This is a genomic window from Brucella gallinifaecis (assembly GCF_006476605.1).
GTDB lineage: Bacteria > Pseudomonadota > Alphaproteobacteria > Rhizobiales > Rhizobiaceae > Brucella > Brucella gallinifaecis.
Genome location: NZ_ML636801.1, coordinates 269811 through 295683 on the forward strand (window position 1 = coordinate 269811; position 25873 = coordinate 295683).

A 25873-nucleotide genomic window follows, 5' to 3' on the forward strand; every position below is an offset into this window, starting at 1 on the left:
CATAGCTGGGGTGATGATGACGCACTTTCCCTTGAGGAAGGCTTGCCACATAATCTGGCTGACTCTTTTTTGATGATTGAAGGAAATACCGATGAATGACTTGAATGCGCCCAATGGCATGTTGACTGTGCGTACGCAGGCAATGCCTAACGATACCAACGCAGCCGGAGATATTTTTGGTGGCTGGGTTATGGCGCAGATGGATATTGCGAGTGCTATTCGCGCTTCAGAACGTGCCAAGGGGCGTGTCGTGACGGCTGCGGTGCGCGAAATGTCTTTCGCCAAGCCGGTCAAGATTGGCGATGTCCTGTGTGTTTATACTGAAATTACCAAGGTTGGCCGCACATCCATTACGCTGCGTGTTGAAGCATGGGCGCAGCGTTATCTTGCCGATGAAATGGATCTGGTCACGCATGGCGAATTTGTCATGGTTGCGCTGAATAAGAGTGGGCTGCCGACACCAGTTCCTGCCGAATAAGGACAACTCGCCCCGATTATATCCGGGGCCGGGTATCTTTTTTCATTTCCCGGAAACCCTTGACATTTCATTGGCGTGATTTTCGATTTCTTCCGCCAGTCCGATGACGCGTGGTTCTTGTGGCGTGTCAGCAGGCACGGCAGGAATAGATGCTGAGATAACAACATTGTTGCTGACATTCGCTTGCGGGCGAGGCGGGCGATTGCCCGAACAACCCGCAGCAAGTGTGACAAGCGCAAGGGTTGAAACTATCGCGGAGGTGTGAAAGCGATTGGACAGTGCAAAATTCATGTCCATGCCTTTCGTTTGGAACTTGGTTTTCTTCTTATCAGCTCATAAGCATAAATGAAGAGTCTGTGTCTATTTTGGGGTGGATATAACAAGATCGGTGAAATCCCTATTGCTTTTTGGTAGTGCTTTTGAGCGGTTTCGGGCCAAGCCGTTCATAATATTTTCCGGTCCCCAAAGATATTCTCATGTCAGCACTTATGTCGCCAAGCGTCCTGCCGATCCTGCTGCTCATCGGCTCCAATGTTTTTATGACCTTTGCCTGGTACGGGCATTTTAAATTTCCCAATACGCCGCTGGTGACAGTTATCTTCATCAGCTGGGCCATAGCGCTGATTGAATATTGCATGGCGGTGCCTGCCAATCGCATCGGTCATGAGGTCTATTCGGCAGCACAACTCAAGACCATGCAGGAAGTTATCACATTGGTGATCTTCAGCCTGTTCTCGGTTTTTTATCTCAAGGAAGCTTTTACATGGAATCATGTGCTGGGCTTTGCGCTGATTGCTGGCGGGGCCGCACTGATTTTCAGAAGCTGAACAAGCTGTTGTTGCGGCAAGTATTTTTAAAATACATGCGTTGGCACTAATGCGTCTTAACTCGGGTGAGATAATATACAGGAAGGCTATTGGGCTCCTTCTACCTGCATAGATATGCTATAAGCGGATATATGGGTGCAACCGGCACAATTATCATTTAACGGGAAAGAGGTATCATGTTCTCTCGTCTCTATAATCATAAGGCAAGGTTTGCTCTCGCATCGATTGTGGCGATTTTAGGCGGCATTGGTTCAGCTTCGGCTGCTTTCAAAGAGATTCGTGATAGCTGGGTTCTGTGCGATTATGCATCCAATTGTACACTCACGCTGAAAAGCAATAATCAGTCTGCGCCGACATTCAGCCTCTATCGCAGCAGTGATGCCGGTGCGTTGCCGCATTTGCGCTTTTCCGGTTTTGATCCAAAGCCTGTATCGGGAAAACTGAGCATTTCTGTTGATGGCAAGCCGGTTGTTTCTGCCGACCTTTCGGCATTGAAAATGCACAATGACCAGTTCGATTATGCCAATGCATCAGATGTGGCAAAGCTGATCGATGCGATGAAATCTGGCCAGAAGCTGACGCTGCAACTCAATAACAAGACTTATGAATATTCGCTTTCAGGCTTTGTTGGCGGGTTGATCTATGTTGACGAACAGCAGGCACGTAACGGTACGGTTGCGGCTTTACAGGCCAAAGGTAAAAAGCCTGCGCCATCAGCACCTGATGTTTCGCTGATTACGAAAATTGATCAGTTGCCAGCGCAGATCCGGCCCGATTTCAGCGATGAAAACGGTGTTTGCGGCACGAATAGCGGCAATTCATTTGCGACAGGTGGCGGTTTTAACGCAAAAATCGCTGACGGGCTTAATCTTATTGCAATGCCATGCGGTTCTCCGGGGGCCTATAATCAGTCTTATGTTTTCTACAGCCAGTCTGATGACAAGGTTGTGCCAATTCCTTTGCCAACGATTTCTGATGATGGTCCGAGCACGGTGGATGAAGCGTGGAATATTGACTGGACGCAATCCACAAAGATGCTGACAGCCTTTTTCAAGGCGAGAGGATTGGGGGATTGCGGCAGTTATGATGTCTGGAAAGCGACTGATGATGGTGAAGGCAAAGTCCGCTTTGTTTTGATTGAAGAACGCTCGAAAGGCGATTGCGACGGCAATTATGCTGGCGGCCCTGAAAAATGGCCTGCAAGCTGGCCTGTTTCTGCAAAATAGGGCTTATTTTTTAAGCACTATTAACAGGCTGAAATTTTTGTTCGTGAAATGATCTTTGAAAATGCTATAGTTTTACCAACATCTCTTTGAACGGTACCGAGGCATCCGCTTCGGGGACCGTTTTCTTTTTGTGTACCGGCGGGTGATTATACCGTCCGGGCGATGGAAAGGACTGGACTGGGTATGGAAAAGTTCCCGATGACTCCTGGCGGTTTTGAAAACCTCAAGGAAGAACTGCGTATGCGTCAGCAAGTTGAGCGCCCTCGGATTATTGAGGCAATTGCAGAAGCCCGTGCACATGGCGATCTTTCGGAAAATGCTGAATATCATGCAGCGAAAGAAGCGCAGAGCCTGAATGAAGGCCGAATCAACGAGCTTGAAGATCTTGTTGGCCGTGCGGAAGTCATTGACGTTACCAAGCTCTCTGGCGACAAAATCAAGTTTGGTGCCACTGTCACGCTGGTTGATGAAGATACTGAAGAAGAAAAAACCTATCAGATCGTTGGCGATCAGGAAGCCAATGTGAAGGAAGGCCGCATTTCGATTTCCTCACCCATTGCGCGTGCGCTGATCGGCAAGGGCGAAGGCGATACGATTGAGGTGAATGCGCCCGGTGGTTCGCGCTCTTATGAGATTCTCGGTTTCAAGTTTGTTTGATGTCTGAAGTAACGGTTCCCGTTGATCAGGTTGAGGTTGTTGCGCCCAATTTCAAGCGCCGCCTTTCGGGTGTGACCTCGACCATTGTGCAGCTTATCCCCTTGCAGCGTGCAAAGGGGCTGGGCATTGCGACAATGGGGCCGGGCCTGCCTGACAATCTGCCACATCTTGGTTGGTCGGCGCTTTTCTCCTTTTGGAAAAAACCTGCGCAGCGACGTTTTCGTATCTGGCATGCGCGACGCAATATCGAGATGCTGTCCGGGATTTTCATGCGCGATGTTTTGCGCATGAAATTGCGGCTGGTATTTACCTCGGCTGCGCAACGCCACCACAAGCCATTTACCAAATGGCTGATCCGCCGCATGAATGCGGTGATTGCAACCAGTGGTCGCTCGGGAAGCTTTCTCGAAGTTCCGCATGACGTGATTATGCATGGTGTTGATCTTGAACGCTTTCATCCGCCGGTGGGTGCTGATGATATGTTCAGCGCCTCCGGCTTGCCGGGTAAATATGCTATTGGCTGCTTTGGCCGGGTGCGTCATTCCAAGGGGACTGATCTGTTTGTCGATGCGATGATTGCGCTTTTGCCAAAATACCCGGACTGGACGGCAATCATTACCGGGCGCACAACTGCTGAACATCAGGCCTTTGAAGATGACCTCAAGGCGCGGATCGCGCAAGCAGGTTTACAGGATCGTATTCATATTCTTGGCGAAGTGCCGGATATACGCATCTGGTACCGGCGTTTGACGTTGTATGTCGCACCATCACGCAATGAAGGTTTTGGATTGACGCCGCTTGAAGCCATGGCGTCCAGAACTGCGGTCGTTGCAAGTGATGCCGGTGCCTATGCCGAAATGATCGCAGAAGGCACGGGCAGTTTTGTTGCCGCAGGTGATGGTAAGGCACTGCGCGATGCAATCGAGCCATATCTTGCCAATCCGGCCATGGCTGAGCGCCATGGTGAAAATGCGCTTACTTATGTGCAGTCAGCTTTCCCGCTCGAAAAGGAAGCTGCTGCAATCAGTGCAGTTTACGAGCGGGTCTTCAGCGCCAAGTAATTGATTAGACCGCTTCGCAGTTTGCGGGAAATGTTTTAGAGCGCATCTTTGTCCGAAAACCGTTTCACACTTTTCGGAATGCGCTCTAGAGAATCATCAGTGGTTCGTCCTTAACCGGACGAATGGTCAATGCTGTACGGACCGAATCCACATTGGGAGCCGCAGTCAGCTCTTCGATAACGAAGCTCTGGAACGTGTTGAGATCACGGGCAACGCAGTGAAGCAGGAAATCGGATTCGCCCGATACCATCCATGCGCGGCGTACCAGTGGCCACTGCTTTGTCTTTTCGGCAAAAGCCTTCAGATCGGCATCTGCCTGACGGTGCAGGCCAACGGAACAGAAGGCTACCAGATCCTGACCAAGCGCATTGCCATTAAGAATGGCGCGATAGCCGCGGATGACGCCGCTTTCCTCTAATTTACGCACACGGCGCAAGCAGGGAGGGGCCGAAATTCCGACCCGCTCAGCGAGTTCGACATTGGTGATGCGCCCGTCATTCTGGAGCTCCCGAAGGATTTTCCAATCGATGTCATCCAGATCAGCCTTGATAGGCATATAAAACTCCGCGCAACGAAATTTCAGTCAGTTGTAATTATAAAACACTTAGCACCGTTATGGCGCAATGTTATCTTGCTCATACCAAAAGAAATGACAGGATGTAAACCGTCTAAAGTGTGGTTAGCGCATCCAGAAAGTACGTGTGAACAGAATAAAGATGGTGATCAGCTCAAGACGGCCAACCAGCATGAGAAATGAGAGTACCCAAAGTGCGGGATCATGGATGGTCGAAAAATTGCCAACAGGGCCGATAATGTCACCAAAGCCCGGCCCGACATTGGACAGTGCGGTCAGGGCGCCGGTGAAGGCGGATACGAAATCCAGGCCAAGAGATGCCAGCAGAACCGCGCCGATAATGAGCGATGCAATATAAAGAAACAGATAGAGCAATACGTTTTGCGCGATCTCTCCAGAGACTTCCGAAGAGCCGTACCGGATTTTTATGACGGCATGGGGCATGACAAGGCGGGCGAGATTAGCGCGTGTCAGGTTCCACAAAATGATCAGCCGGTTCATTTTGATGCCGCCTGATGTCGAGCCTGCGCATCCGCCAAGAAAGCTTGCAAGGAAGAAAATGCCGATGGCTGGTGGTCCCCATAATGAATAGTCTTCAGTGGTAAAGCCTGTGGTGGTGATGACTGAAACAAAATGGAATGACGCTGCAATCAGCGCTTCGCCAAAGGGGATATGCGTGCCAAGGCGCAAGACGACTGCAAGAATGAAGCTGAAGCCGATAATGAGGGTGAAAAACAATTTTACCTGTGGGTCGGCCAGAGATTCCAAGCGCCGTGGCATGAAGGCCTTGATGTAAAGCACAAAAGGTAAGGCGGAGAGCGCCATGAAGATGGTCGAAACGACCAGCAGCATCTGATTATTTTCATAATAGGCGAAGGAATTGTCATGGGTCGAAAAGCCTGCGGTTGCGACCGTTGCCAGACCATGATTGACCGCATCGAATATGCTCATGCCGACAGCAAAATAGGCGATCATGCAGGCTGCTGTCAGGCTGAGATAAGCGGTGATGATGCCAAGCGCAATCTGGTTCATCCGGGGCAGGATTTTTTCCGATTTATCGGAGTTTTCCATATGAAAGAGCGCCAGACCACCTGCACGCAGCGATGGCAGCATCAAAAGCGCCAAACCAATAAAGCCCACGCCGCCGATCCAGCATAGAAGTGAGCGCCAGAGCAAAATGCCGCGCTGCATATCGTCAAGGCCGGTAAGGGCGGTCGCCCCTGTTGATGTCACGCCCGACATGGCTTCAAAGAAAGCGGTCGCATAGCTGATTGGCAGATGCGAAAAATAGAGCGGGATTGACCCAAGAAAGCTTGCTGTCAGCCACAGGCATGCCGTTAACAGAAAACCAAGACGCGGTGTGAAGCGCGTATTCTGGTTTTGTGTGGCAAGCAGAATGAGGGCTGAAAGTGCGCTTGTTGCAGCAGCTGAACGCACAAAGATCAGCCAGTCATCGCTGCCGTCGCGCAGATCGATGGCCGCAGGCAGCAGCATTGCAACAGCCATGACAAGGCCGAAGCGCGCACATATATTGGCAACTGTCTTATAGATGGCTGTCGGCTCCAGAGTTTTTGAAAGCTGCTTCTTGCTTTGTGTGTTTAACGCGGGAATTTGCCGGCTGCAATGCGCCTGTGGCTTATTGGCTTTTCGCAATGGCACTATAAGGCTTGGAGAACGTATTTCTGATGGTGGTCTTGTCTTGCAATGGCAGGGTGAGCAGCCTACCTTGGTAAGCAATATCAGGATATTGGCCAAGCTGCGCATGTGCGCTGGCTTGCATGCCCAAATAGCCTGAAACGATTTTCGAGCGGAGAACTTCCTTATGTCACAGCGTCACGCGCCCGTTATCATTATCGGCTCAGGTCCGGCGGGTTATACCGCCGCAATATACGCAGCGCGTGCGATGCTTAAACCGATCATCATTACAGGTTTGCAGCAAGGCGGGCAGTTGATGATCACCACTGATGTTGAAAATTATCCGGGATATGCCGATCCAGTGCAGGGTCCATGGATGATGGAGCAGATGGCTACGCAGGCACAGAATGTCGGTGCCGAAATCCTGTATGATATTATTACTGAAGTCGATACCACGTCACGCCCATTTCGGTTGATGAGCGATTCCGGTACGGTTTTCACCTGTGATGCACTGATTATTGCGACCGGGGCACAGGCCAAGTGGCTGGGTCTTGAAAGCGAACAGACCTTTATGGGTGGTGGCGTTTCAGCCTGTGCGACCTGTGACGGATTTTTCTATCGCGGCAAGGATGTGGTGGTGGTTGGCGGTGGTAACACGGCTGTCGAAGAAGCGCTTTATCTCTCGCATATCGCAAAGAGCGTGACTGTTGTGCATCGCCGTGAAGGTTTCCGCGCTGAAAAGATCATGCAGGACCGTCTTTTGTCGCGCGAAAATGTCCATGTTGTCTGGAACAGTGTGATTGACGAGATTGTCGGTACTCAAGCCAAGCCGCCAATGGGGGCGACCGTGACAGGTGTGCGTCTCAAGAATATTGTTACAGGTGAGACACATATTCATGATGCTCACGGCGTTTTTATTGCCATTGGCCATGCTCCAGCCGTTTCCTTGTTTGAAGGTAAACTTAAACAGAAGCCAAATGGTTATCTTTGGACGGCGCCTGATTCAACGGCCACGGATGTTCCGGGTATTTTTGCTGCGGGCGATGTGACGGATGATATTTACCGGCAGGCTGTAACGGCTGCCGGTATGGGTTGTATGGCGGCTCTGGAAGCAGAGCGCTGGTTGGCTGCACAGGAACCGCTGCACGAAGCTGCGGAGTAACGAGAGGGGAAAAAGGTGGTCGCACCGCTTGACTGGGATAAACTGCGCATATTCCATGCTGCTGCGGAAGCGGGGTCTTTTACCCATGCTGCGCAAACATTGCATCTGTCGCAGTCAGCTATTTCGCGCCAGGTCAGTGCACTTGAGCAGGATGTCGGTGTTCCGTTGTTCCATCGCCATGCGCGTGGGCTTATTCTGACGGAGCAGGGCGAAACGCTTTACCGTACGGCGCATGACGTGCTGATGAAGCTTGAAAATGTTCGCTCCAAGCTTGCAGAAAGCAAAGAGAAGCCAACAGGTCGTCTGCGTGTCACCACGACGGTTGGTCTTGGTTCTGGCTGGCTGATCGAACGTATTCAGGAGTTCGTTGACCTGTATCCTGATATTCAGTTGCAGCTTATTCTTGATAATGAAGAGCTGGATCTGACCATGCGTCATGCGGATTGTGCTATCCGCCTGCGCCAGCCCCAGCAACCGGATTTGATTCAGCGCCGGCTGTTTACTGTACATATGCATCTCTATGCATCGGCAGGCTATGTCTCCAAACATGGGAAGCTGGATTCGGTCGAGGAAATCGATCAGCATCGTGTGGTGACATTTGGTGAGCCTGCGCCAAGCTATCTGACGGGACTGAACTGGCTGGAAATTGCGGGGCGCACAGATGGCAGTACGCGTGTTCCCGTTTTGCAGGTCAATAATTTGCTTTCTATCCGTCGTGCAGTGCAGCGTGGTGTCGGTATTGCAGTCTTGCCTGACTATATGGCTGACAAGGAATCCGGTCTGGTACAGCTTCTGCCGGATCTGGAGGAAATTCCGTCCTTTGATACATTCTTCTGCTACCCGGAAGCTTTGAAGAATTCGGCCAAGCTGCATGCGTTCCGGGATTTCCTTTTCTTAAAAGCAAGAAACTGGGCGTTTTGATTTTTGATCAAATTTAAAGGCCGCACTGACATCAGCGCGGCCTTTATGTTTTTGCTCTGGCAATCAGGCAATGGACTGCTCAGTCTCCTGTTCATTGCGGTCCCTGTTTGCATTATGCGGATAAACCTCATGGATAACGTCATCAATGAGATAAGGTGTCAGTTCTTCAATATGGACTATCTGGCTTGTGGCTGTGTCGCCCAGATCATGAACAGCTGCTCCCAGAATGCGTTCTCCCGGCAGGTCGCGCTCGATTGATCCGACAACGAAAGCCGCAGCCGGTGCCCATATATAACGGGTGCCGTTCGCTTCTCCTGACCAGGCGCGATGCAGATGGCCGCTTGCATGCAGCTTGACATTATGGGCGGCAAACAGATCAAAAAGCCTTTGACGCGCTATCGGGCGAATGCCCCAATAGCCTGTGTCACCTTCATCAGGATGATCGACAAAAACCGGTTTATGGGCAAAGATTGCGACCGGTTTGCCCTGGCTATTGCCGAGTTCTGTTTCAAGCCACTGAAACTGCTCTTCTTCTTCATCAGTATTTGCACCAATGATAAGGCTGTTAAGACCGATGATCTGCCATTGGCCAATATTTTCTGACCAGCGGTCAGCGCCGAAATATTCACGCCAGCGTGCAAAACGCTCGATGTTAACCGGCTGATGGCTGCCGGGCAGGTGGCCAATGTCATGATTGCCGGGCAGGCTGAGCACACGGACAGGAAGTTCTGCAATTTTATCGCGGCAGAATGCGAGGTCTCTTTCAATATCCGCGCCATCAATGCTCAAATCACCGGTATGGATGATCAAATCCGGCTTTTGTGCTTTGACCCATTCCACCAGTGGTGCCCAGTTGCTGTTGAAATGGTCTTTGTCTGGACTGAGATGGGTATCGGTAATCTGAATGATTCGCATAGGACATCCTTCCTGGAAATGGTGCCTGATTGCAGCGTAATGCATGCAACGGTGCTCCTTGCGAGGGCTTCTATGCCTGTTGTGTGACAGATTGGATGCGGTGCCGTGATCGTTTTATGACAGTGCGGTTACAGCGCCTGTAGAGGCTGACTGCTTCGCTGATTTGCTAAATTTCGAGGCATCCATTGCTTGTTGTTGCCTATCAATTGGGCTGTTATAACAGGAGGCATTTATTAAATTAATTTTGTGGTTAATGGATAACATATTGAAATTTAATATATTTTTTCTGATTTCGAGCTATGCGAAAAATGCATAGCTGTATTGTGATAAAGTTGAGTTGCAAAAACAATAATCACAAGGCATATAGAAGTCATCTTAGCGTTGCGTTTCCTCCTCCCATTTGCGCGCGCTAAGTGTTCCCCTCTGGAGGTTCGCCTTAAAGGCACCTTCAAAATTCAAAGCCAGACATTTGTCTGGCTTTTTTTTTGGCTTTACGCTCAAGCAAAGCATTTTAAAAATAAGCAGATACGAAAAAGGAGCCTTTCGGCCCCTTCGTCATTGCTTTTCTCTGAAGATTTTAGCGCAGGCTTGCACAGAAGCGCTGAATGCGTGTGCAGGCTTCTTCAAGCAGTTCGTCAGAAGTCGCATAGGAAATGCGGAAGTTTGGTCCAAGGCCGAAAGCAGAACCGTGAACGACTGCAACACCTTCTGCTTCGAGCAGTTCAGTTACAAAGTCTTCGTCGGTTTCAATAAGCTTGCCAGCTTCCGTTTTCTTTCCAATCAATCCGGCGCATGACGGATAGACATAGAATGCACCTTCTGGCGTCGGGCAATGAATGCCGGTTGCCTGATTGAGCATGGAAACGACCAGATCACGACGTGCCTGGAAGATTTTCTTGTTTTCCGGGATGAAGTCCTGTGTGCCATTGAGCGCTTCGACAGCAGCCCACTGGGCGATGGAGCAGGCACCCGAGGTCTGCTGACCCTGCACCATGTCCATGGCCTTGATGAGCTGCAACGGGCCTGCTGCATAACCAATACGCCAGCCGGTCATGGCATAGGCTTTCGACACACCGTTCATGGTGAGTGTGCGCTCATAAAGCGAAGGCTCGACCTGAGCGGGTGTCGTGAAGACAAAATCACCATAGACGAGATGCTCATACATATCGTCGGTAAGAATCCATACCTGCGGATGGCGCACAAGAACGTCGGTCAGGGCCTTCAGTTCGGATTCTGTGTAAGCTGCGCCTGTCGGGTTTGATGGCGAGTTGAAGATCAGCCATTTGGTCTTAGGGGTGATCGCCTTTTCCAGATCGCTTGCAGTCAGCTTGAAGTTGTCTTCGATCTTGGTGTTGACAAAAACCGGGGTTCCGCCGTTGATCGCAACCATTTCAGGGTAGCTGACCCAGTATGGAGCAGGGATGATCACTTCATCACCCGGGTTCAGGGTTGCCATGAACGCGTTAAACAGAATTTGCTTGCCGCCGGTGCCTACAATGACCTGTTCAGGCTTGTAGTCGAGACCGTTTTCGCGCTTGAACTTGGCAACGATGGCCTGACGCAATTCAGGAATACCGGCAACAGGGGTATATTTGGTTTCGCCGCGGTTGATCGCGTCGATAGCAGCCTGTTTGATATTGTCTGGAGTGTCGAAATCGGGTTCACCCGCTCCAAGACCAATCACGTCCTTGCCCTTGGCTTTCAGTTCGCGTGCTTTCTGGCTGACCGCAATAGTCGCAGATGGTTTTACACGGGAAAGGGCGTCGGCGAGAAATGCCATGATAGATCTCCATAGATGGCAGGATCAGATAACCGGCACCGGGCATGGTCCGGTCTTGCGGACTTTCTATGTCGCATTGGCGCGTGAATCGCAACAAAAGCTTTGCTGTTTCGTAATAAATTCCGGCAACATCACGTGATGTGTTGCCGAAATGGTCGTTTCTATCAGCGACTCGCATATATTCATTCAATGAAACTGATTGAACAGTTTCCAACCGGATCGTCATATTATCCTAAATAAAGAAAAAGGCGGGGTGTGGCCCCGCCTTTTTTATTTTATCGCATACCTTATCCCAAAACCGGTTCCCGCTTTCGGGAGACATAGCTCAGCCTATCCGGGCCTAGCCTATCCGGCAAAATTTATGCTGCGACGAGGTTGTCGGCAGACGAACGGCCCGAACGACGGTCTTCTACGATTTCGTAGGATACCTTCTGGCCTTCATCAAGGGTAGCGAGGCCCGCGCGCTGAACAGCGGAAATATGGACAAAAATGTCCGTGCCGCCCTGATCAGGCTGAATGAAGCCGAAGCCCTTGGTCGTGTTAAACCACTTAACTGTTCCCGTAGCCATGGGAAATTCCTTTGTAACATTAGTAGTCGTTAGTCCGCATGCTTCGCATACGTCCCTGTGGATCGAATTTATGGACAGGAGATCGTCAGGAAGCACGGCAGGCCGGGCGGGTCGCAAAGTCACTTGACCGAAAAATCGATGATCAAACTATATGCGACAAATTTGACCAGCACAAGACAAGCTTTTCTATCTTTCAAAGCCTATTTCTGTAATGTTTTTTCTGCTGCATATCCGGTCCCGGCTGGTTTCGGAGACTATATTTGTTCAATAATATCGTTCATATGAAATTGCAGGTTCAGTGAGGAAAGTCGTCGTGTCCCAATCAAAGCGGCAAGGCATGGATCAGCATGACGGCAGCGGTCTTTTTTCACAGATTCGCCTGATGATAAGTGCATTCTGGGTGTCGCCTGTGCGCAACCAGCTTATTGCACTGGGAACAGGCATATTTACCCTCATCGTTCTGATCGCAGTGGGACAGGTGGCGATTAATCGCTGGAATGTGCCGTTTTATAATGCGCTTTCGGATCGAAATCTGAGCGCCTTTTTCCATCAATTGCTGATCTTCTTTGCGATTGCCGGGTCAATTCTTGTTCTCAACGTGTCGCAGACATGGCTCAATCAGATGTTCAAACTGAAATTGCGTGATGGGCTGGCGCGTGATCTGGTGGGGCAGTGGTTACAGCCCGGCAGGGCGTTTCGTCTGGCGAAAGCGGGCGAGATTGGTATCAACCCCGATCAACGCTTGCAGGAAGATGCCCGGCATCTGGCAGAGACGACAAGCGATCTTGGTATCAATCTGCTGCAATCGACAGTTATTCTGGTGAGTTTTGTCGGTGTTTTATGGTCGCTTTCAAGCGGCTTTGTATTTCATGTCGGGGGCTATAGTTTTTCAATCCCCGGTTACATGGTGTGGGCGGCGGTGATTTATGCCGGTTCTGCATCGCTGCTTTCCTGGTTTGTGGGACGCAGTCTTGTTAATTACAATGCCAATCGCTATGCGCGTGAGGCAGATTTTCGCTTTTCGCTGATGCGTGTGAATGAGCATATTGATGCCGTGACGCTTGCGCGGGGTGAAGCCGATGAGCGCCGCAGACTGGATCGTGATCTTGATGCGGTGCTGGCGGCGATCAAGCGTATTGTCATTGCTACAACAAATCTCACATGGGTTACAGCAGGTTATGGCTGGTTTACCATTGTTGCGCCAATCCTCGTTGCAGCACCGGTCTATTTTTCGGGCGGGTTGACATTTGGCGGACTGATGATGGCAGTCGGTGCTTTTACACAGGTGCATAATTCACTTCGCTGGTTTGTCGATAATTTTGGCGCCATTGCTGACTGGCGTGCAACATTGCTGCGGGTTGCAAGTTTTCGTCAGGCCATTCTGCGTATGGATGAGATCGGGCATCTGGATCGTCAGATCAGTGTCGAAATCAATCAGGGTGAAAAGCTGACAATTGATAATCTTTCAATCGCAGCGCCTGATGGCTGTCTCAATCTGATGGAAAAAGATGTCGTCATTCAACCCGGTGAACGTCTGATTGTAAGCGGGGCAACCGAGCAAGACCGCAGCCTGCTGTTTCGGGCTTTGGCTGGATTATGGCCATGGGGAAGCGGGCGGATTGGCCTGCCAGCGGGGGATCGTATCGCCTTCATCCCCCATGCACCCTATATACCGCCGGGCAGTCTTCATGATGCGGTTGTCTATCCGCTTAATGCTGTCGATTTTTCAAAAACACAGGTGCTTGAAGTTCTTAAGTTTGCCGGTCTGGAGCGGCTGGAACCCCAGATTGATCGTGTTTTGCGCTGGGACAGAACACTGACGGCGGATGAAAAGCAGAGCCTTGCTTTCGCACGGCTTGTTTTGCAAAATCCAAGCTGGGTGGTGATTGATGGTGCGCTTGATGGAATGGATGAAGATGCGCGCAAGCGTGCCTATGCTATTCTGACGGGGCCATTAAAAAACACGGCCGTTATCCATATTGGCAAGGGCATTGGCCATAATGAGCTGTTTACCCGCCAGCTTCAAATTGAGATGGATGTGCATGCTGATCCGTTGCGTCTGCCGCATCAGAGCTGAAAAATCCCGAATTTAGTGCGAAAAGAAAAAGCCGCAGATTGTCATCTGCGGCTTTTTCAGTTCCTGCAATTTCCGCTTATGCGTGGAAATAATCCTGCAATGGACGTACTTCCATCGAACCGGCTTTAAGGGCTGCAATTGCTTCTGCGGCTGCTTCTGCCCCTGCCATGGTGGTGTAATATGGCAATTTCTGCATCAAGGTTGCACGGCGGATCGACTTGCTGTCGGAAACAGCACTCGCACTGTCGGTTGTGTTGAAGACCAGATGAATCTGGCGATTGCGAATCGCATCCTCAACATGCGGACGACCTTCGATGACCTTATTGATCTTGACTGCTTCCACACCATGGGCTGCAAGGAATTGCTGCGTGCCGCCGGTTGCCATGACCTTGAAACCGATGCTTGCCAGTTTGCGTACCGGACCAAGGACCCGTTCCTTGTCTTCGTCGCGAACGGACACAAAAACCGTGCCTTCGCGCGGAAGTTCTACGCCTGCACCAAGCTGTGCCTTGGCAAAAGCGAGAGCGTAATCATAGTCGAGGCCCATGACTTCACCGGTTGAGCGCATTTCCGGTCCGAGAAGTGTATCAACACCTGGGAAACGTGCAAAGGGGAAGACGGCTTCCTTGACGGCAATATGCGGGCGGGAAGGGGTTTTGGGCTTGCCGCCATAAGCGCCGAGTGCTTCTTCAAGGCTTTCGCCTGCCATGATACGGGCTGCAACCTTGGCAATCGGTGTGCCGATAGTTTTGGCAACAAATGGCACCGTACGCGAAGCGCGTGGGTTGACCTCAAGAATGAAGATTTCTCCATCCTTGATGGCAAACTGCACATTCATCAATCCGCCGACATTCAGCGCTTTTGCAAGGGCTGCGGTCTGGCGTTCCAGTTCGGTGACGATTTCGGAAGAAAGCGTATGCACAGGCAGCGAGCAGGCGCTGTCACCTGAGTGAATGCCTGCTTCTTCAATATGTTCCATGATACCGGAAACAAAGCTGTCCTTGCCATCGCAAAGACAGTCAACGTCCACTTCGATAGCCTGTGTCAGATAGGTGTCGAACAGAAGCGGGTTTTTGCCAAGAAGCGTATTGATCTGGCCGGTCTTGTCGTTTGGATATTTGGCCTTGATGTCTTCCGGCACCAGTTCAGGAACGGTATCAAGAAGATAGGTCTGCAATCCACGTTCGTCATGAATGATCTGCATGGCGCGACCACCCAGAACATAGGAAGGACGCACTACCAGCGGGAAGCCAAGATCGGCAACGATCAGGCGGGCCTGTTCAACCGAATAGGCAATGCCGTTCTTTGGCTGGTTGAGGCCAAGCTTGATCAGCAGCTTCTGGAAACGATCACGATCTTCTGCAAGGTCGATTGCATCCGGCGATGTGCCGAGAATTGGAATGCCGGCTTTTTCCAAAGCGTTTGCAAGCTTGAGTGGTGTCTGGCCACCAAACTGCACGATTACACCATGGAGTGTGCCTTTTTCTTTTTCGACACGCAGGATTTCCAGCACGTCTTCTTCTGTCAGCGGCTCGAAGTAAAGACGATCCGATGTATCATAATCGGTGGAAACCGTTTCCGGGTTGCAGTTGATCATGATGGCTTCATAATCGGCGTCATTGAGTGCGAAAGCCGCATGGCAGCAGCAATAATCGAACTCAATACCCTGACCAATGCGGTTTGGACCGCCGCCCAGAATGACAACCTTTTTGCGATCCGACACTTCTGCTTCTGAACGTGGCTGACCGACAAAAGGTGTTTCATAGGTCGAATACATATAGGCGGTTGGTGAAGCAAATTCGGCAGCACAGGTATCGATGCGCTTATAGACCGGGTGGACATCAAGTTCGCCACGCAGATTTGCAATATCTTCTGCGTCTTTGCCGATAAGCCCTGCAAGACGGGCGTCAGAGAAGCCCATGGCTTTGAGCATACGCAGGTTTTCTGCGTCCTGTGGCAGGCCATGTTCACGGATACGCGCTTCGGTATTGATGATTTCTTCAATCTGCTCAAGGAACCACGGATCGATTTTTGATACATCGTGGATCTGTTGTGTGCTGAGGCCGAGACGCATTGCCTGTGCAACCATGCGCAGACGGTCTGGCGTCGGTGTGCCAATAGCAGCACGGATTGCATTTTTTTCATCACCTTCCTCAATATTTGGAATGGTGATTTCATCAAGACCGGTGAGGCCGGTTTCAAGGCCGCGAAGCGCTTTTTGCAAGCTTTCCTGAAATGTACGGCCAATCGCCATCACTTCACCGACCGATTTCATGGCTGTGGTCAGAATTGGCGAAGAGCCGGGGAATTTTTCAAAGGCAAAGCGCGGAATCTTCGTGACAACATAATCGATCGAAGGTTCAAACGAGGCCGGTGTTGCGCCACCGGTGATGTCATTATCCAGCTCATCCAGCGTGTAGCCGACAGCAAGCTTGGCTGCGACCTTGGCAATCGGGAAGCCGGTTGCCTTGGAAGCAAGTGCAGACGAACGCGATACGCGCGGGTTCATTTCAATGACGATCATCCGGCCATTGGCAGGGTTGATCGCAAATTGCACGTTCGAGCCGCCGGTTTCGACGCCGATTTCGCGCAGCACCGCAATCGAGGCGTTACGCATGATCTGGTATTCTTTGTCAGTGAGCGTCAGCGCCGGGGCCACAGTAATAGAGTCGCCCGTGTGAACGCCCATCGGATCGAGGTTTTCGATCGAGCAAATGATGATGCAATTGTCCGCCTTGTCGCGGACAACTTCCATTTCATATTCTTTCCAGCCAAGAACCGATTCTTCGATCAGCACTTCGGTGGTTGGCGACGCATCAAGGCCGCGTTCGATGATCTCGAAGAACTCCTGACGATTATAGGCAATGCCGCCGCCGGTGCCGCCAAGGGTGAAGCTTGGGCGGATAATGGCAGGCAGACCCACAACGTCGAGCGCCTGAGCGGCCTTTGCAAGCGCGTGGCTCATATAGCGTTGCTTGCGCTCGACTTCGCCGAGCTGCCATTCGGTTTCCAGCTTGTCGAGCGCCTTATCCAGATCATCGCCGGAATATTGCGATTTCACTTCCGCGCGTCTGGCTTCGTGGTGCTTGCGGTCTTCGTCCTTGATCTCAGTCGCGTTGGCGAGCATGGAGTTCGGCGTATCAAGGCCGATTTTTTCCATGGCTTCGCGAAAGAGCGCACGATCTTCCGCCTTGTCGATAGCTTGCGCATTCGCACCGATCATCTCAACATTATAGCGCTCCAAAACTCCCATGCGGCGGAGCGACAATGCAGTGTTGAGTGCGGTCTGGCCACCCATGGTCGGCAGCAATGCGTCCGGGCGTTCCTTGGCGATGATCTTGGCAACCACTTCCGGGGTGATTGGTTCGATATAGGTTGCATCTGCCAGGTCCGGGTCAGTCATGATGGTCGCCGGATTGGAATTGACGAGGATGATGCGGTAGCCTTCCTCTTTCAGCGCTTTACAGGCTTGCGTGCCGGAATAGTCAAATTCGCAAGCCTGACCAATGACAATGGGCCCTGCGCCGATGATCAGGATCGATTTGATATCTGTACGTTTCGGCATGGGGGCGTCCTATTCTGTGGTTTTAGCCTGCCAGAAAAGCCCGCACGGTTTTCCGGCGGGTTGGCAGAAGTGTATTCTGTGGGCTAAGTGGGCCTTATAGGCAATGATGAGCGAAAGCGGAACCCCACAAATGTCCTTATTTCAAAGAAAATGAGGGCATATAGCAAAACTTATGGGCTGATTGGCTGTGGTGTGGCTTATCTGTGCGAATATTGCAGGCATGTTTTTGTTTGTAATTCATGCTGATTTACTTTTTATGTTGCCGCACCAACTGTTTGTGCGACAATTATATGCAATAGTCAGGTGCTACCTTTTGGGGGTGCACGGTGAAGGGGAGTTGGTCCATGCGTTGGCAAGGCCGTAGGCAAAGCGATAATGTTGAAGATGTGCGTGGCCAGCAAAATAGTGGCCTGGGCGGTGGTTTTGGTCGTGGCAGTGGTATGGGTGGCGGTCCGGGCTTCCGTATCATGCGCGGCGGTGGCCTTTCTGGCATAATCATTCTTGTCGTGATGTTTTTTGTTCTTCGTGCGGTTGGTATCGATCCGCTGCCGTTTTTGTTCGGCGATGGCAGTATCAACTCGACCCAGACTTCACAGCAGAGCAGCGGCGGCAAGGTTGCCAATGATGAGGCAACGCAGTTTGCGCGTACGATTCTCGCTGAAACCGAAGACACATGGAGCGGTATTTTCCAGTCGCGCGGGCAGACCTATGCACCGCCGACAATGGTTCTGTTTTCCAACGGTGTGCGCTCAGCTTGCGGTATGGCATCCTCCGCATCCGGGCCATTTTATTGCCCCGGGGATCGCAAGCTTTATCTTGATCTCAACTTTTTCAACGAGCTTGCAACCAAGTTTGGTGCATCGGGGGATTTCGCCAATGCTTATGTGATTGCACATGAGGTCGGGCATCATGTGCAGAACCTGCTTGGTATTCTGCCGCGCTTTAACCAGATGCGCCAGCAGATGAATGAAGCGCAGGCTAACCAGATGTCGGTGCGTGTGGAGTTGCAGGCAGATTGCTTTGCAGGTGTCTGGGGCTATTACACCAATCAAAAGGGTATTCTGGAAGCCGGTGATCTTGAAGAAGCGATCAATGCGGCGCATCAGATCGGCGATGATACGTTGCAAAAACGCTCACAGGGTTATGTTGTGCCGGAGAGCTTCAATCATGGCACTTCAGCACAACGCGCCAAGTGGTTTCAGCGCGGCTTTGACAGCGGCAAGATTGATTCCTGCGATACATTCAGTGGCGATATCTGATTGCTTGAATAAACAAGACAAAGAAAAAGCCGGGCTTTTGTCCCGGCTTTTTCATTTTTAGCTCGTACACAGTTTTATGCAGCTTCTTCGCGTTCAGGCAGCCGGGTTTCGCCCTTGCTCTCGCGGATTAGATTGATGAAGCGGCGGAACAGATAATGGCTGTCCTGCGGGCCGGGAGAGGCTTCCGGGTGATGCTGTACGGAGAAGACTGGTTTGCCGATCACGCGCAGGCCGCAATTGCTGCCGTCAAACAGTGACACATGGGTTTCTTCGACATGATCCGGCAGACTGTCGGAATCAACCGCAAAGCCGTGATTCATCGATACGATCTCAACCTTGCCGGTGGTGTAATCCTTGACCGGATGATTGGCGCCATGATGACCCTGATGCATCTTTTCGGTTTTTCCGCCGAGTGCGAGGGCCAGCATCTGATGGCCCAGACAAATACCGAAAACCGGCAAGCCGCTATCAACGAGTTTCTGGATTGTCGGCACTGCATAGGTGCCGGTTGCAGCCGGATCGCCGGGGCCGTTTGACAGAAAAATGCCGTCTGGCTTGTAAGCCAGCACATCGTCTGCCGTGGCAGTTGCAGGCAGAACGGTCACTTTTGCGCCGAGACCTGAAAGCAGGCGCAGGATATTGCGCTTCACGCCAAAGTCGAGAGCAACGACGTGATATTGTGCTTCGGCCTGTGTGCCATAACCTTGCCCAAGTGCCCAAGGGGTCTCATCCCAAGTCCGGCTCTGGCCGATGGTAACGTCCTTTGCGAGGTCCAGATTTTCAAGCCCGCTCCAGCTGGCGGCGCGAAGTTTCAGTGCGTCGAGGTCGAATTTGCCTTCCGGGTCGTGCGCGATGACGGCATTTTGTGCACCGCGTTCGCGGATGAGCGCAGTGAGGGCGCGTGTATCGATGCCGGTCAGGGCGATGATGCCGCGGTTTTTCAGCCATGCGTCGAGATGTTCTTGAGCGCGAAAATTGGATGGGGTCGTGATGTCTGCCTTGAAAATCGCACCGACCGCGCCGTGACGGTTGGCCGGTGTCAGGTCTTCAATGTCTTCTACATTTGCGCCGACATTTCCGATATGCGGAAACGTGAAGGTGACAATCTGGCCTGCATAGGAAGGGTCGGTCAGGATTTCTTCATAACCGGTGAGGGCCGTGTTAAAAACGACTTCCGCTTCAATTGCGCCTGTTGCGCCTACGCCCTGACCCTCGATGACTGTTCCGTCTGCAAGCACCAGAACAGCGGTTCGCTTGGCAATTGTCCAGGGTGCGGTCTTTGATTGCATTTCGGTCATGGCGTGCACTCCTGCGTGGTTTAGCAGCGCCTTCTGGCGCGCATTTTGGTTTATCAGTCATGCGGCATGTGTCCGCTTCTCAGAGACTCACGCGTGAGCAACTTGAAAAACGGTGTTCTGGAGCCATATATGCGCCAAAAAGCAGCGGGGGTGAAACTTCCCGCCGTGAGCACATGCCGATGTCCTGCTAAGCTTTGAGCAATAGAGAAACTTGTACTCCGGGTCAATCGTTTGAATGCAAGCTTTTCAGGAAATGTCGGGAACAGGTCTTTTCCTTCATCCCCGGATAGGGCGTATGATTGCTTATGTACCCGCTTTTGGACTAGAAGCATTTCTAATTCATTATTTTACTCATATCAGGAGATATATATGCTGCGCCAGGAGATTTCTCAGGCAATGACCGATGCCATGAAGGCTCAGGACAAGCTTCGTTTGTCGACGCTTCGTCTCATCATGGCTGCGGTCAAGGATCGTGATATTGCCAATCGTGGTGCGGGAAAAGACCCGGTTGGTGATGAAGAATTGCTCGGTATTCTTGGCAAGATGGTCAAGCAGCGTGAAGAATCTGCCCGCATCTATGAAGAAGGCAATCGCATTGAACTGGCTGAAGGTGAGCGTGCCGAAATTGCGATCATCAGTGATTTTCTGCCGGTTCAGATGAGCGAGGATGAGGTCAGGGCAGCTTGTGAGACGGTTATTGCTGAGATTGGCGCACAGGGGCTGCGTGATATGGGCAAGGTCATGGCCGCACTTAAAGAGCGTTATGCAGGGCAGATGGATTTCACAAAAGCCAGTGCTCTCGTAAAAACCTTGCTGCAATAAGGTGCTTTGAGTTGCTCTGATTGCATGGAATTATGCAAAGCACAGACTATCAATATCGGAGGGACGACAATGGAAACCACACAACTGCATCGCGGTCGGCTCATCGACCATATTCAGCTTGTTGTTCGCGACCTCAAGGCCAGTCAGGATTTTTATACGGCTGTGCTGGCAGTTCTGGATATTCCTGTCATTGATACGGATGATGGTTATTTCTGGGCTGATGAACTTGTTGTGTCGTCAGCAGATAGTCCGGCAGCGCTTGGCGTGTTGACGGGGCGTCACCATTTGGCCTTTCAGGCAAAGGATCGCGCGACAGTGGATGCGTTTTATCGTGCGGCGCTGGATAATGGCGGGCAGGATAATGGTGCTCCGGGTGAGCGTCCTTATCATCCTGATTATTATGCAGCTTTTGTACTCGACCCCGATGGTAATAACATCGAGGCCGTCTATCATGGTGAGGCACGGCGCAGCGCAGCCTCTGTGGTGATCGATTTTTAGGGAACAGCCAGAAAAGCAAAAACCGGCTTTTGGAACCAGTTGTGCGTGATATTTAAAAAGAGGCTGTTTATGAGCCTCTTTTTGCTGTTCTCAAACGTGTGTCTCTCAGCAAACCCTGTTCTTCCAGAACCGGATAGGCCATGGATGCCAGGAGTGAGTTGATCTGCTTGAGATCGCGAATGGTATCGAGATGGATCGTACTGGTTTCGATACTGCGGGTTGAACCATCGCGCAGGCGTGAGAAATGGCGCATACTCGTCTGCTTTTCCAGCTCACGCAGATTGTCTTTCTCCTGCACGAGTTGACGTGCCGTATGTCCATCGCGAGAAACAATCACGTTAAAGGCCATATGCGCATTGGCAAGCACCATGGCGTGGAAGTGGCTGAGTTCCTTCCAGCCTTCTTCTGTAAATTCCAGATTGTGATCCATTTTCTTCTGCACATGAACAAGCATGTTGCGGACGATAATATCGCCTACCTGTTCAAGCTTGACGCAGGCGCCCATCAGCTCCTGCATGCGTAGTGCTTCAAAATCATCGAGATCCTTGCTGGCAAGCCTGGTCAGATAGAGTTTGATCGCGGCATGTTTCTCGTCAACGCGGTCATCAAGCAAAGCCAGTTCATGGATGCGGGCCTGATCCGGTTTTTCATAAAGCTCGATAATACGGCGCAGCATGACTTCAATCGTGTCGCATACGCCGACAACTTCGCGCGTTGCATTGGCAAGCGCTTGTGATGGCCGGTCGAGAACGGCATTATCCAGTGCGCTATATTCCTCGACTTCAAGGGGCTGGGCAGGGGCGTTTTTATCCGCGTTAAGATGTACCAGCGCTTCGGTCGCCCGCAGGACCAGTCCTGAAAGTGGAATACCTGCAATCATGACAATGACATTGAACAGAATATGCGCGTTGACGACCTGCGAAACCGGATCGTTGCCAAGGAAAGCAAGCGATGGCCTGAATGTCTCAAACAGGATCAGCATGATCAGTGACCCTGCACCACGCATCAGCAGATTGCCAAGCGGAACAAAACGCGATTCAGGCGGCGCATGACGGGTGAGAATTGGTGCGATGATCGAGGAACCAAGATTGACGCCCAGAACCATGATTACGGCCAGTTCCGGCGTAATCAGTCCACGCGATGCGAAGGTGGTGAGCAGGATGACCGCAGCAATGCTTGAATGAAACAGCCATGTCATAAGAGCTGCCAGAAGATAGGCCGTGACCGGATCGCTTGAAAGATAGTCGACGATAATGGGCAGCAATTCGCTTTGGCGCAGCGGTTCGGTTGCTTGTCCTGTCATTTCCAGTGACATGATCAGCAGGCCGATACCGACCAGAATACGCCCGATCTGCCGCCAGTCGCGGCGCTCGGTGGTCATGAAAATAGCTGTTCCGCAGACAAGGCAAAGCGGTACCAGAATGGTCAGATCATAGCTCAGGATTTTGACGACAAGTGCTGAACCAAGCTCGCCGCCGCGCACAGCCATCAGACCTGCGACACCGCTGACAATGCCTGATCCGACAAAAGAGCCAACCAGAAGTGTCACCGCTGTCGAGCTTTGCAGCGCAATTGCCAATACAAGCCCAAAACCTATTGAAAGCAGCGGGTTTTGCATCTGGTTGCGCAGACGGCGTCGTAAACGATCGCCATAAGCGCGTTCCACGCCCGTTCGCACCATGCGTGTTGCCCACAGCAAAAGTGCAACAGCACCGGCAAGATGCAAAAGAACAAGAGAACCGTTCACTTAAACTCCTTTCGGGGTGGGGGATGAGGAGCAGAATTCTCTATTTAGTCCGTAATTTTCTATTAGAGCGGATTCCGATCTGATTGAATCAGATCGACGCTCTAACTCCTTTTATTTGAAGCATAATCTTATCGATCCTCGTTGAACGAAGGTCGGATTATGCTCTAAGTAGTGGCACTGAAAAGAGAAAAAACATGTTCCGGCTAATTATATAATTTCGATAATATGGGCTTGAAACCAGTTTAAATCAAGCTTGGTTGCCTCTGTGTGAAAGATATATGTCAGTTTTGTGACAAAATCTCACGCTCTGCCTGATCGGTCCATGCATGTGATTAGCGGGGAGGGTTGTGTGTGAGCAATGGACTGTATCTGTGCACCAGCCTATATAGGTTTTGAATAACAGTCTTATGACCCGAAAGAGATAAGCCTAATGCGTTTTCCGCCCTCCTTTCTTGATGAGATAAGAGATCGCGTGCCGATTTCGACGCTGATCGGAACGCGCGTTTCGTTTGATCGTAAAAAGAGCAATCCGCAAAAGGGTGACTTCTGGGGCTGTTGTCCTTTCCATGGCGAGAAAACGCCCAGCTTTCACTGTGAAGACCGCAAAGGTCGTTACCATTGCTTTGGTTGCGGGGTGACGGGCGATCATTTCAAGTTTCTGACCGAGCTGGAAGGTGCAAGCTTTCCTGAAGCCGTTGAGCGCGTTGCCGATATGGCAGGTGTGCCGATGCCTGCACGTGACCCGGAAATGGAAAAGCGTGAGGCGCAGCGTGCTTCACTTTATGATGTGATGGAACTTGCTGCGCAATTCTTTGAAAGTCAGTTGCAAATCGGGGCCGGGGCCAAAGCGCGTGCTTATTTGCGTGACCGCGGACTTTCAAGTGCTACACAACAGACATTCCGCATTGGCTATGCGCCTGAATCGCGCAATGCTCTGAAAGAGTTTCTGGCGTCAAAGGGCGTTGCAAAAGACCAGATTGAGGCCTGTGGTCTGGTGGTGCATGGCGAAGGCATTGCTGTTTCCTATGACCGGTTCCGGGATCGCATCATGTTTCCGATCGAGGATTTGCGCGGGCGTATTATTGCCTTTGGTGGTCGTGCGCTCTCTGCTGATGCGCCTGCGAAATATCTCAACTCGCCGGAGACTGAACTCTTTCACAAAGGCCGGGTGCTTTATAACGGCTTGCGTGCGCGTAAAGCCTGTCAGCCGCAAGGCGGTGAAGAAGCAAAGCCGATTATTGCCGTTGAAGGCTATATGGATGTGATTGCGCTGGCACAGGCGGGCATTCATCAGGCCGTGGCGCCTCTTGGTACAGCACTGACGGAAGAGCAGCTTGAATTGCTCTGGCGTATCAGTCCTGAACCGATTCTGTGTTTTGATGGCGATGGTGCGGGTGTGCGTGCGGCCTATCGTGCGGCTGATCTCGGGCTACCTGCATTGCAACCGGGAAAATCTCTGCGTTTTGCAATGCTCCCCGAAGGGCAGGACCCTGATGATCTGGTCAAGGCAGAAGGTCCGTCTGCTTTTTATGCTGTGCTGCGTGATGCAAAGCCGCTGGTCGATATGGTCTGGACGCGGGAAACTGCAAGTGGTGTTTTTGATACGCCGGAGCGCCGTGCAGAACTTGAATCCCGCTTGCGCGAAATTACCAATCGTATCGCCAATGAGGATATTCGGCGTCATTATAGTCAGGAAATGCGTGACAGAGCGCAGGCATTTTTCGGGCGGCGGCGACAAAACAATGGCGGCAATGCGTTTAATCGCGATAAAGGAAAGGGCCGGGGCCCGCAGCAACAAGGTCGCGGCGGGACCGCCTTTGGCGGACGTCTGGCTTTTTCAGACAGCTTGACGCGCTCCAATATGGTCAAAGGTCGTAATGCGTCATTGCGTGAAACGGCAATTGTTTTGATGCTGCTCAATCATCCGCGTTTGATCGAAGATGATTTTGAGGCGATAGCGGCGCTTGATCTTGAACATGAAGCTTTGAAAGTCCTGCATTTTGCCATGCTTGATGTGCTTGCATCGGGGCGTGTCGAAGACGGTTATGCCATGCGCAAGGCACTGGTTGCTGCGGGGCATGGAGAACTGATTGAAACGCTTGAAGCGGTTGTTCGCCGTACCCGCGAATGGACGGCGACTGCACAGGCTGCCGAAGATGATGTGCGTGAAGCTTTGAAACAGGCACTTCACTTGCATCAGCGTGCCCGTACCCTACATAGGGAATTGCGTGCAGTTGAGGCATCGCTGGACAGTGATGAAACAGGTGAAGTCTTTGCCCGGCTTATTGATATTCAAAAGCAGATTGCCCAGGCAGAGGCGACTGAAGCCTTGATTGATGGTTTTGGACTTTCCTCGGGGCGTGCTCCCGGTGCTTCGTAATTTGAAATAAGCGAATCACAACAGATTGTCAGGCTTTAAAACCCTGCGGGCTGTGCTTATTTATAGCAAATATCATTGCCTGAATGCCCCGCAAAGGTGCCGCGACAATAAATGATTCGCTTTTTAGACCCGAATCAGGTGAGTCGCTCTTGACGTGCGGCACAAATGACGGAATCACGGCAGTTCGAGCAAGGATTAAAGAACTGATATTGATCAAAATTCCCTGAATGGATTTCTGAAATCTTTCTGGATGGGCATTATATGAAGAACGGGACAGGCTCTTGAAGATGACCATTGATCCCGGATCAGCCACAGAATTTTAGAGGTATCGGGGTTCGTTAATGAGCGCAGGGTTAATTCGGCATTAACGTGAAATCAGCTATTCGCAGAATCAACAGTTAAACGGAGCTCTCGTAAAACCG

22 protein-coding genes are annotated in these 25873 nt (G+C 51.4%); 12 read left to right on the forward strand and 10 right to left on the reverse strand.

Annotated elements, in window-relative coordinates; all coding sequences use genetic code 11:
• Nucleotides 1-91 precede the first annotated feature (91 nt).
• Nucleotides 92-478, forward strand: a complete 387-nt coding sequence (locus FHY56_RS03455; RefSeq protein WP_140903778.1) for an acyl-CoA thioesterase — start codon at nucleotides 92-94, stop codon at nucleotides 476-478.
• A 42-nt stretch (nucleotides 479-520) separates the two neighbouring features.
• Here FHY56_RS03455 and FHY56_RS03460 read toward each other — a convergent pair whose 3' ends face one another.
• The gene (locus FHY56_RS03460; RefSeq protein ID WP_140903779.1) at nucleotides 521-769 is read right to left on the reverse strand and encodes a hypothetical protein; all 249 of its coding nucleotides are present in this window, start codon (nucleotides 767-769) and stop codon (nucleotides 521-523) included.
• 185 nt (nucleotides 770-954) lie between these two features.
• On the opposite strand from FHY56_RS03460, the gene FHY56_RS03465 reads away from it, so the two are divergent.
• The 4 genes from FHY56_RS03465 (at nucleotide 955) to FHY56_RS03480 (ending at nucleotide 4249) form a co-directional block, all read left to right on the forward strand.
• On the forward strand, nucleotides 955-1305 hold the full coding sequence (locus FHY56_RS03465) for a DMT family protein (RefSeq protein ID WP_140903780.1): 351 nt from the start codon (nucleotides 955-957) through the stop codon (nucleotides 1303-1305).
• Nucleotides 1306-1481: 176 nt separating this feature from the next.
• The gene (locus tag FHY56_RS03470; RefSeq protein WP_140903781.1) at nucleotides 1482-2531 is read left to right on the forward strand and encodes a DUF1176 domain-containing protein; all 1050 of its coding nucleotides are present in this window, start codon (nucleotides 1482-1484) and stop codon (nucleotides 2529-2531) included.
• A 183-nt stretch (nucleotides 2532-2714) separates the two neighbouring features.
• Nucleotides 2715-3188 carry a transcription elongation factor GreA gene (gene greA, locus FHY56_RS03475; RefSeq protein ID WP_140903782.1) on the forward strand — a complete coding sequence of 158 codons (474 nt, stop codon included), beginning with the start codon at nucleotides 2715-2717 and terminating at the stop codon, nucleotides 3186-3188.
• Nucleotides 3188-4249 (forward strand): glycosyltransferase family 4 protein, encoded by a 1062-nt coding sequence (locus FHY56_RS03480; RefSeq protein WP_140903783.1) that lies wholly within the window; start codon nucleotides 3188-3190, stop codon nucleotides 4247-4249. Before greA ends, FHY56_RS03480 begins: the two co-directional genes overlap by 1 nt.
• Nucleotides 4250-4334: 85 nt before the next feature.
• Here the strand turns inward: FHY56_RS03480 and FHY56_RS03485 are convergent, their stop codons facing one another.
• Both FHY56_RS03485 and FHY56_RS03490 read right to left on the reverse strand, forming a co-directional pair.
• The gene (locus FHY56_RS03485) at nucleotides 4335-4805 is read right to left on the reverse strand and encodes an Lrp/AsnC family transcriptional regulator (protein ID WP_140903784.1); all 471 of its coding nucleotides are present in this window, start codon (nucleotides 4803-4805) and stop codon (nucleotides 4335-4337) included.
• 123 nt (nucleotides 4806-4928) lie between these two features.
• A complete protein-coding gene (locus FHY56_RS03490) occupies nucleotides 4929-6329 on the reverse strand; it encodes a TrkH family potassium uptake protein (protein ID WP_140903785.1) in 1401 nt (466 codons plus the stop codon).
• A gap of 316 nt (nucleotides 6330-6645) precedes the next feature.
• Between FHY56_RS03490 and trxB the strand changes: the two genes are divergently transcribed.
• Both trxB and FHY56_RS03500 read left to right on the forward strand, forming a co-directional pair.
• A complete protein-coding gene (gene trxB, locus FHY56_RS03495; RefSeq protein WP_140903786.1) occupies nucleotides 6646-7620 on the forward strand; it encodes a thioredoxin-disulfide reductase in 975 nt (324 codons plus the stop codon).
• 15 nt (nucleotides 7621-7635) lie between these two features.
• The gene (locus FHY56_RS03500) at nucleotides 7636-8541 is read left to right on the forward strand and encodes a LysR family transcriptional regulator (protein ID WP_140903787.1); all 906 of its coding nucleotides are present in this window, start codon (nucleotides 7636-7638) and stop codon (nucleotides 8539-8541) included.
• Nucleotides 8542-8604: 63 nt separating this feature from the next.
• On the opposite strand, the gene FHY56_RS03505 is transcribed toward FHY56_RS03500, so the two are convergent.
• From FHY56_RS03505 to FHY56_RS03520, 3 genes are all read right to left on the reverse strand, one after another.
• The gene (locus FHY56_RS03505; RefSeq protein WP_140903788.1) at nucleotides 8605-9456 is read right to left on the reverse strand and encodes a metallophosphoesterase family protein; all 852 of its coding nucleotides are present in this window, start codon (nucleotides 9454-9456) and stop codon (nucleotides 8605-8607) included.
• 577 nt (nucleotides 9457-10033) lie between these two features.
• Complete coding sequence (locus FHY56_RS03515) at nucleotides 10034-11236, reverse strand: pyridoxal phosphate-dependent aminotransferase (RefSeq protein ID WP_140903789.1); 1203 nt, start codon at nucleotides 11234-11236, stop codon at nucleotides 10034-10036.
• A 359-nt stretch (nucleotides 11237-11595) separates the two neighbouring features.
• Nucleotides 11596-11805: a cold-shock protein gene (locus FHY56_RS03520; protein ID WP_140903790.1), complete on the reverse strand. Its 210-nt coding sequence runs from the start codon at nucleotides 11803-11805 to the stop codon at nucleotides 11596-11598.
• Nucleotides 11806-12142: 337 nt separating this feature from the next.
• Between FHY56_RS03520 and FHY56_RS03525 the strand changes: the two genes are divergently transcribed.
• On the forward strand, nucleotides 12143-13882 hold the full coding sequence (locus tag FHY56_RS03525; protein ID WP_140903997.1) for an ABC transporter ATP-binding protein/permease: 1740 nt from the start codon (nucleotides 12143-12145) through the stop codon (nucleotides 13880-13882).
• 76 nt (nucleotides 13883-13958) lie between these two features.
• Here the strand turns inward: FHY56_RS03525 and carB are convergent, their stop codons facing one another.
• On the reverse strand, nucleotides 13959-17447 hold the full coding sequence (carB, locus tag FHY56_RS03530) for a carbamoyl-phosphate synthase large subunit (protein ID WP_140903791.1): 3489 nt from the start codon (nucleotides 17445-17447) through the stop codon (nucleotides 13959-13961).
• A 344-nt stretch (nucleotides 17448-17791) separates the two neighbouring features.
• On the opposite strand from carB, the gene ypfJ reads away from it, so the two are divergent.
• Nucleotides 17792-18706: a KPN_02809 family neutral zinc metallopeptidase gene (gene ypfJ / locus FHY56_RS03535; protein WP_140903792.1), complete on the forward strand. Its 915-nt coding sequence runs from the start codon at nucleotides 17792-17794 to the stop codon at nucleotides 18704-18706.
• Nucleotides 18707-18780: 74 nt separating this feature from the next.
• Here ypfJ and carA read toward each other — a convergent pair whose 3' ends face one another.
• Nucleotides 18781-20004 (reverse strand): glutamine-hydrolyzing carbamoyl-phosphate synthase small subunit, encoded by a 1224-nt coding sequence (gene carA / locus FHY56_RS03540; protein WP_140903793.1) that lies wholly within the window; start codon nucleotides 20002-20004, stop codon nucleotides 18781-18783.
• 369 nt (nucleotides 20005-20373) lie between these two features.
• Between carA and FHY56_RS03545 the strand changes: the two genes are divergently transcribed.
• Together FHY56_RS03545 and FHY56_RS03550 are read left to right on the forward strand one after the other, a co-directional pair.
• Nucleotides 20374-20826, forward strand: a complete 453-nt coding sequence (locus tag FHY56_RS03545; protein ID WP_140903794.1) for a GatB/YqeY domain-containing protein — start codon at nucleotides 20374-20376, stop codon at nucleotides 20824-20826.
• 69 nt (nucleotides 20827-20895) lie between these two features.
• Nucleotides 20896-21324 (forward strand): VOC family protein, encoded by a 429-nt coding sequence (locus tag FHY56_RS03550; RefSeq protein WP_140903795.1) that lies wholly within the window; start codon nucleotides 20896-20898, stop codon nucleotides 21322-21324.
• A 67-nt stretch (nucleotides 21325-21391) separates the two neighbouring features.
• Here the strand turns inward: FHY56_RS03550 and FHY56_RS03555 are convergent, their stop codons facing one another.
• Entirely contained in the window at nucleotides 21392-23071 is a 1680-nt protein-coding gene (locus FHY56_RS03555) for a Na/Pi cotransporter family protein (protein ID WP_140903796.1), read from the reverse strand.
• 430 nt (nucleotides 23072-23501) lie between these two features.
• On the opposite strand from FHY56_RS03555, the gene dnaG reads away from it, so the two are divergent.
• Entirely contained in the window at nucleotides 23502-25451 is a 1950-nt protein-coding gene (dnaG, locus tag FHY56_RS03560) for a DNA primase (RefSeq protein ID WP_140903797.1), read from the forward strand.
• A gap of 28 nt (nucleotides 25452-25479) precedes the next feature.
• On the opposite strand, the gene FHY56_RS17745 is transcribed toward dnaG, so the two are convergent.
• The gene (locus tag FHY56_RS17745) at nucleotides 25480-25746 is read right to left on the reverse strand and encodes a hypothetical protein (protein WP_158447727.1); all 267 of its coding nucleotides are present in this window, start codon (nucleotides 25744-25746) and stop codon (nucleotides 25480-25482) included.
• Between the last annotated feature and the right edge of the window lie 127 nt (nucleotides 25747-25873).